This window comes from Photobacterium lucens (genome assembly GCF_009873615.1).
GTDB lineage: Bacteria > Pseudomonadota > Gammaproteobacteria > Enterobacterales > Vibrionaceae > Photobacterium > Photobacterium lucens.
Genome location: NZ_SSMG01000420.1, coordinates 1 through 5,421, shown reverse-complemented (window position 1 = coordinate 5,421; position 5,421 = coordinate 1). Strand labels below are relative to the sequence as shown.

5 protein-coding genes are annotated in these 5,421 nt (G+C 37.7%); all 5 read left to right on the top strand.

The window, feature by feature from the left end; all coding sequences use genetic code 11:
* The first annotated feature begins 147 nt into the window (after nt 1-147).
* From luxC to E5A76_RS17155, 5 genes are read left to right on the top strand one after another with little or no spacing between them, the layout of a single operon-like run.
* Entirely contained in the window at nt 148-1,584 is a 1,437-nt protein-coding gene (luxC, locus tag E5A76_RS17175; protein ID WP_053987812.1) for a long-chain-fatty-acyl-CoA reductase LuxC, read from the top strand.
* Nucleotides 1,585-1,595: 11 nt separating this feature from the next.
* Nucleotides 1,596-2,519 carry a fatty acid reductase transferase subunit LuxD gene (gene luxD / locus E5A76_RS17170; protein ID WP_161119675.1) on the top strand — a complete coding sequence of 308 codons (924 nt, stop codon included), beginning with the start codon at nt 1,596-1,598 and terminating at the stop codon, nt 2,517-2,519.
* A 36-nt stretch (nt 2,520-2,555) separates the two neighbouring features.
* Nucleotides 2,556-3,620, top strand: coding sequence for a luciferase subunit alpha (luxA, locus tag E5A76_RS17165; RefSeq protein ID WP_060988028.1), 1,065 nt, complete (start codon nt 2,556-2,558; stop codon nt 3,618-3,620).
* Between the two features lie 48 nt (nt 3,621-3,668).
* Nucleotides 3,669-4,646, top strand: a complete 978-nt coding sequence (gene luxB / locus E5A76_RS17160; protein ID WP_053987809.1) for a luciferase subunit beta — start codon at nt 3,669-3,671, stop codon at nt 4,644-4,646.
* 23 nt (nt 4,647-4,669) lie between these two features.
* Entirely contained in the window at nt 4,670-5,356 is a 687-nt protein-coding gene (locus E5A76_RS17155) for an LLM class flavin-dependent oxidoreductase (protein WP_161119674.1), read from the top strand.
* The last annotated feature ends 65 nt before the right edge of the window (nt 5,357-5,421 follow it).

The window sequence follows — 5,421 nt, the reverse complement described above, 5'->3', positions numbered from 1 at the left end:
ATGTGAGCCAAATCTCAAAACGTAACAAATGTAAAACAATTTACTTACACTAAAAAAAATATTCTCCTAGCCTAATTTTATTCCCTATGCAGCATGTAACTATGCAAACAGGGTATATAAAACTTACGATATGCTAATGGAGATTGCATGATTAAGAAGATCCCACTGATTATTGGAGGCGAAGTTCAAGACACGTCAGAACATGATGTCCGCGAACTTACGCTTAACAATAACACCGTCAATGTACCTATCATTACGGACAAAGATGCAGAGGCTATCACCTCACTAAAAAATGAAAACAAGCTAAATATCAACCAGATAGTTAACTTCTTGTATACTGTTGGACAAAAATGGAAGAGTGAAAACTACAGCCGTCGCCTTACTTATATCCGTGATCTAGTAAAATTCATGGGCTACTCCCCAGAGATGGCAAAACTAGAGGCGAACTGGATTTCGATGATTCTATGTAGCAAAAGTGCGCTATATGACATTGTTGAAAATGATCTCAGCTCTCGCCATATCGTTGATGAATGGCTACCCCAAGGTGATTGCTATGTTAAGGCGCTACCAAAAGGTAAATCTATCCATTTATTAGCGGGTAACGTTCCGCTATCAGGTGTGACATCAATCCTGCGTGCAATTTTAACTAAAAATGAATGTATTATTAAAACATCGTCAGCTGATCCATTTACCGCAACTGCGCTGGCTTCCAGTTTTATTGATACCGATGCCAACCACCCAATTACTCGATCAATGTCAGTTATGTATTGGTCACATAATGAAGACATCACTATCCCACAAAAAATCATGAACTGTGCAGATGTGGTTGTAGCTTGGGGTGGCAACGATGCAATCAAATGGGCGACAAAACATAGCCCTGCGCATGTCGATATTCTTAAATTTGGTCCAAAGAAAAGTATTTCAATTGTTGATAACCCAACAGATATTAAGGCCGCTGCCATTGGTGTTGCTCACGACATCTGTTTTTATGATCAACAAGCATGTTTCTCTACCCAAGATATCTATTACATGGGTGATAAACTCGATGAATTTTTCGATGAACTGACTAAACAGCTCAACATCTATAAAGTTATTTTGCCTAAAGGTGACCAATCTTTCGATGAAAAGGGTGCGTTTTCTTTAACCGAAAGAGAATGTTTATTTGCCAAATATAAAGTGCAAAAAGGTGAAGAGCAGGCTTGGTTATTAACGCAATCTCCAGCGGGTACTTTTGGTAATCAACCGTTATCACGCTCAGCATATATTCATCATGTTAACGATATTTCAGAAATAACACCGTATCTACAAAATGATATAACCCAAACGGTTTCAATTACCCCATGGGAAGCATCATTTAAATATAGAGATACATTAGCGTCACATGGTGCGGAACGTATTATTGAATCAGGTATGAATAATATATTTCGCGTTGGTGGTGCACATGATGGTATGCGCCCTCTTCAGCGCCTTGTTAAATATATTTCACATGAAAGACCATCAACTTATACCACTAAAGATGTCGCTGTAAAAATAGAACAAACTCGCTACCTAGAAGAAGATAAATTCCTCGTTTTCGTACCATAAAGAGAAATATCATGAAAAATAATCAAACCTCTGCACCTATTGATCACATGATCAGCTTAGGTGAGGATCGTCACATCCGAGTATGGGAAACATTACCAAAAAATCAAGAGATTAAGCGTAATAACACGATTGTTATTGCCGCAGGTTTTGCCCGTCGAATGGATCATTTTGCAGGTCTTGCTGAATATTTAGCAAATAATGGTTTCCATGTAATTCGTTATGATTCATTAAATCATGTCGGCTTAAGTAGTGGTGAAATTAATCAATTCTCTATGTCTGTTGGTAAACATAGTTTATTAACCGTCATTGAATGGCTAAAAGGCCGTGGTATTGATCAAATTGGATTAATTGCTTCAAGCCTTTCTGCTCGTATTGCTTATGATGTAGCAGCTGAAATTAACCTATCATTTTTAATTACCGCTGTTGGTGTTGTTAATTTAAGAAGCACGCTTGAGAAAGCACTTAAATATGATTACCTACAAATGGAAATTAACGATATTCCTGAAGATTTAAATTTCGAAGGCTATAACTTAGGCTCAAAAGTCTTTGTGACTGATTGTTTTGATAATAATTGGGATAGCTTAGATTCAACAATCAATAAAACTAAAGATCTCGATATTCCTTTTATTGCCTTTATTTCTAATGGCGATGATTGGGTCTGCCAACAAGAAGTGAAAAAGTTGGTCGGAAATATGAACTCCGATAAAACCAAAATCTATTCACTCATTGGTTCATCACATGATTTAGGTGAAAACCTGATCGTACTTCGTAACTTCTATCAATCGGTTACTCGAGCAGCCATTGGCTTAGACAGTGAAGTGATTGATTTAGTTGATAATATTAGTGAGCCAAACTTTGAAGATCTCACCATTATTACAGTTAATGAACGTCGTTTGAAAAATAAAATTGAAAACGAAATGTTCGCTAGCGCTTAAACCAATACCTATTCAAGTCATCAAAAGGAAAAGATAATGAAATTTGGCAATATTTGTTTCTCATACCAGCCACCAGGTGAATCTCATAAAGAAGTCATGGATCGCTTTGTTCGTCTTGGCGTTGCTTCAGAAGAATTAAACTTCGACACCTTCTGGACACTTGAGCACCACTTCACTGAATTCGGCCTAACCGGTAACTTATATGTTGCTTGTGCCAATATTCTTGGTCGCACCAAAAAACTTAACGTCGGCACAATGGGTATCGTACTTCCCACAGCTCACCCTGCGCGTCAAATGGAAGATCTACTGCTACTGGATCAAATGTCAAAAGGACGTTTTAACTTTGGCGTAGTCCGTGGTTTATACCATAAAGACTTCCGGGTATTCGGTGTTACGATGGAAGATTCTCGTTCGATCACTGAAGATTTCCATAAAATGATCATGGACGGCTCTAAATCAGGCGTTTTACACACTGATGGTAAAAACATTGAATTCCCAGATGTAAATGTCTATCCAGAAGCCTACCTAGACAAGATCCCTACTTGTATGACAGCGGAATCTGCGGCGACAACAACCTGGCTAGCAGAACGTGGTTTACCAATGGTACTGAGCTGGATCATCACCACCAGCGAGAAAAAAGCACAGATGGAACTATACAATGAAATTGCAGCTGAGCATGGGCACGATATTCACAATATCGACCACAGCATGACCTTCATCTGTTCCGTTAATGAAGATCCAGAAAAAGCAGAAAGTGTCTGCCGTGACTTCCTATCAAACTGGTACGAGTCCTACACCAATGCGACCAATATCTTTAAAGACAGTAACCAAACTCGTGGTTATGACTATCACAAAGGTCAATGGCGTGACTTTGTACTACAAGGCCATACCGATACCCGTCGTCGTCTTGATTACAGTAATAACCTAAACCCTGTTGGTACACCTGAAAAATGTATTGAAATTATCCAGCGCGATATCGATGCAACAGGGATCAACAACATCACCCTTGGTTTTGAAGCAAATGGTTCTGAGCAAGAAATCATCGCATCGATGGAACGCTTCATGACACAAGTGGCGCCATACCTAAAAGATCCGAAATAAACTGCCACATTCAAGCCATTGAATTAAATAATAAATAAGGAACATAACATGAATTTTGGATTATTCTTTCTAAACTTTCAGCTTAAAGGTATGACATCTGAAGCAGTACTAGACAACATGATCGATACTATTGCTTTGGTTGATAAAGACGAGTACCACTTCAAAACCGCATTTGTGAACGAACACCATTTTTCTAAAAACGGTATCGTTGGTGCACCTATGACAGCTGCAAGTTTTCTACTAGGTTTAACTGAACGCCTTCATATTGGTTCATTGAATCAAGTGATCACCACTCACCACCCAGTCCGTATTGCAGAAGAAGCTAGCTTACTTGATCAAATGTCAGATGGGCGTTTTATTCTTGGGTTAAGTGATTGTGTTAGTGATTTCGAGATGGACTTCTTTAAACGCCAACGAGACAGCCAACAGCAACAATTCGAAGCCTGTTACGAAATTCTAAATGACGGTATCACTACTAACTACTGTTATGCGAATAATGACTTTTATAACTTCCCTAAAATCTCTATCAACCCACACTGTATTAGTAAAGAAAACCTAAAACAGTATATTTTAGCGACCAGCATGGGCGTGGTGGAGTGGGCAGCGAAAAAAGGGCTACCACTGACTTACCGCTGGAGTGATACGCTGGCAGAAAAAGAAAATTACTATCAACGTTATTTAACTGTCGCCGCTGAAAATAATGTCGACATTACTCATGTTGATCACCAATTCCCATTACTTGTTAACATTAATCCAGATCGTGATATTGCTAAACAAGAAATGCGTGACTATATCCGTGGTTATATTGCTGAAGCTTACCCAAATACAGATCAAGAAGAAAAAATTGAAGAGCTAATTAAGCAACATGCGGTAGGTACAGAAGATGAATATTATGAATCATCTAAATATGCTTTAGAAAAAACAGGTTCAAAGAATGTATTGCTATCTTTTGAATCAATGAAAAATAAAGCCGCTGTCATCGACCTTATTAATATGGTTAATGAAAAAATCAAAAAAAATCTATAATAATAAATAACAGGATAATAAAAATGACAAAATGGAATTATGGCGTCTTCTTCCTTAATTTTTACCATGTAGGACAGCAAGAGCCATCATTAACCATGAGCAATGCGTTAGAAACATTACGTATTATGGATGAAGATACCTCTATCTATGATGTTGTTGCATTTAGCGAACACCACATAGATAAAAGCTACAATGATGAAACGAAATTAGCGCCATTTGTTAGCCTTGGCAAACAAATTCATGTTTTAGCCACCAGCCCTGAAACGGTTGTAAAAGCGGCGAAATATGGGATGCCCCTACTGTTTAAATGGGATGATAGTCAACAAAAGCGTATCGAATTATTAAACCATTACCAAGCAGCTGCGGCTAAATTTAATGTCGATATTGCAGGTGTTCGTCATCGATTAATGTTATTTGTCAATGTTAATGACAACCCAACGCAAGCCAAAGCTGAGCTTAGCATTTACTTAGAAGATTACCTCTCTTACACCCAAGCAGAAACATCCATTGATGAAATCATCAATAGCAATGCTGCAGGCAACTTCGATACGTGTTTACATCACGTTGCTGAAATGGCTCAAGGTTTAAATAATAAAGTCGATTTCTTATTTTGCTTTGAATCAATGAAAGATCAAGAGAATAAAAAATCACTAATGATTAACTTTGATAAACGCGTTATTAATTATAGAAAAGAACACAACCTTAACTAATTCAGTTAAGTCAATTTAAATTAAAACTTCGTCAATCATTGTCATTATTAATGGCAGTGTGGCTT